This window comes from Endozoicomonas sp. ONNA1 (assembly GCF_024606325.1).
Taxonomy (GTDB): Bacteria; Pseudomonadota; Gammaproteobacteria; order Pseudomonadales; family Endozoicomonadaceae; genus Endozoicomonas_A.
Window position 1 is genome coordinate 1 of the sequence record NZ_JAHHPN010000381.1, and the last position, 2,725, is coordinate 2,725.

2 protein-coding genes are annotated in these 2,725 nt (G+C 48.7%); both read right to left on the bottom strand.

The genetic code is table 11. The features are described 5' to 3' along the window. Positions 1-1,995, bottom strand: a 1,995-nt coding sequence (locus KDK19_RS08790) for a hypothetical protein (protein ID WP_257291756.1), incomplete at its 3' end; no start/stop codon positions are given. Positions 1,996-2,125: 130 nt separating this feature from the next. Further along, on the bottom strand, positions 2,126-2,725 hold a 600-nt coding region (locus KDK19_RS08795), incomplete at its 5' end, for a hypothetical protein (protein WP_257291757.1).

Consider the following 2,725-nt stretch of genomic DNA (forward strand, 5'->3'; position numbering starts at 1 on the left):
TTCCATATACCAGAGCCCATTATTTCTGGCCCGCAGGACATGACTGCAGCTGTGCTGCGGTTTCCATACGGTTGGCATGGTTTCTCTGCCAAGGCTCTGGATCACTCTTTCCGGCCCCGGACGGCGGTAATAATGCTGCAATACCGTCAGGATGGTTTTTTCATTATCGCCAGCATTGTCAGGCAGGATCGGCGACCTCTTGAACGCGTCCACTACAAACTGTAATGCCGCTGGTACCCCGGTTACCAATGGTGTGGCCGAGGCACCGGAATCGTTGAGACCGAGAGATTTTTTCAGGTCCTCAATTTCCCGATGAGACTGTTCGACATGCTTTGGCCAATTCTGGTAGAAAGGATCTGTTTTCCGATTAATCCACAGTTTTTCAACCCATTCGATATAATCATCCATGGTTAAATCATCAATAATTTGCACACCGCGAATGCAATATTTGCCCAAGAATAATTTAAGCCAATCCAGAGTCTTTTCGTCCAGGCAAGCATTGAAATGAAACAGGGCCAGCAAGTGGGATTTGACTGTGGCGAGGGGGGGAGGTTCAAAACTCACATCTAATACTCTTCTCAAATGTTGCTGTATTTGCTCTTCATTGAGCCGCTGACAGATTCGGTTAAATTCAACGACGTTTCCCGGGCAACCGATTAAAGGTATTTTCTGGAGATGTTCCAGAGTCATAAAATCAAAGGGAGCAAAGGCTGCCACCATATAGTTCATTGCACCCGCTGGCATTACCTGTTCCGAGGTGCCGTTCATCCTCTCAATTAAGAGAATAGCTCTCTCCAGCTTTGTCCCGCTTTGCAAAAGCAGATGAAGTAAGCGACAAGCTTCTTGCGCCTGTTTCTGAGTTTGCTCATGCTCTGGCTCCATGTTTCTGTACATTTCGGAAAACACTAACAGGCCAAGCAAAGAATCAACCTCTCCTCCATAGAAAAAACGCTGGTGAATGGGCAAGCCACTTTGTTTTAATTCCAGAAGCTTCTCGTAATTGTAACAATAGGGGTCACTTACCAACTCGATGGCCTGTTGTAATTTGCGCATAACTTCCGGTGAGACGTTTAATTCCTGACTCAGTGTGTCTGCCCGCAAAGACATTGGCAGCAGATTTAACAGGGCTCTGAAATGGTCCGGGGCTATGCCCTGTGTAAACGCACAACCTTCCAGAGAATGCTCATTCCCGGCCAGGCGATGACTGTCCAGCTCATCATCAAAACAGACCTGAACAGAGCCTGTGCGGTGGCAATAAACAACCAGAGGCAAGGGTTTAAGGTTTAATACCTTTTCACACTGGCGCTTGTCCCGCAGGATGTCGGAAATATTTATCTGTGCATCGTCGTAAACGCAAAAGCATTTGATGTCTTCTCTGCCATATTTGCTGAGCAACAGTTCCGGATAATCAGCTGTGCGGGTACCATCGCCGGATTTCAATTTTGGTAAACTGAACGTTCCATCCGCTTGCAGATGTCCTGAGGTGAAAAGGGTGGGATAAACTCTCCAGATGATCTGATCGTCACGCTCAAGACGTTTACCGAGCAATGATTGCAGATGAGGCAGTAGTTTTATTGGCAGTGTTTCCGGAGTTAAGTCAGACTCCAACACCAGAAATCTTGTCCCAGCATTACGTTTATAAACGTAGAGGCATTGTGGATCAATAATGCCTACCATCCATTTGCCATAAGATTCTGGCATACGCTGGTTGGGCATCATCCCCCCCGGCAGGGCGAGACTGAAGGGTCTTGGTGCCCCATTACCCGAAAAGTAATCTTTTTCTTTAGCCAATTTAATTCGCCGTAACGCCAGGCGCCCACTCTCAGCGGCCAGCAGTAGCGCCTGTCGCTCAGACTCCCTGGGATGAAGGGGGAGCAGCTTGCGGGTCGATTTGTAGACTGTCCACGGACCAGAGGCTATAACCGGCTGGTTTTCAAACTTTGGTGGAGGAGTGCAAGAGCTCGCATAGGTTCCCGCTCCTTGGGTAACATTCATGGCAATACCTCTTTAAAACTAATTATTTACCCACTGCTTTGCGGATGAGTCCTAATGAACTTAGAGTCATTAACTGGTCATGAAGTTCCATTACGTTCCCACTGTCCGTAGCTGCATTTTCATAACAAGATCAAAGGATTCTACATGCCCACCCCGCCGGAGCATCCTCCCGGGCATCAGGCTTCGCTATTTTCTTCGGCACCCGCATTACCCGCTCTCCCGGGAAGCCATTGTCGGAAAAGTAGTGTCGCTTCCTGCTGAACACGTCAATTCCCCGTTGTTTCAGCACTTTTTGAGCTGCTTCCGAAGCCAGCGTTGTTTGCCGCAAGGTGCCCGGATTCATCCGAATACCTTCGCTATTCAGCCGCTGCACCTCTTTCGCCAATGCCTGTTGTGTTGCCAGGCTGAGCAGCGATGGGTCATGTTCGTACTGCATTTTTTCCAACAGCGTCATGCTGGCCGGAATCACCACTTGCCCCAGATCATACCCGCTGTTATGAATACCGCGGGTGATCCCTTTTTTCTGATCAGCCTTGCAGGCTTTGTGGCTGGGGTCTGAACAGACAACCATTCCGGCCTCTTGAGCCATTTTGCGCCGGACATTGTCATCAATAAACCGGTTCATTCTCTGCAGAGGCTCAGTGGTCCATTCAAAGTTTTCAGAGATCTTTGAGCCATTGCCAGTCAGACCGTAGACTTGGGTGTAGTTTTTTTTGCGCCAGTCTTGAAG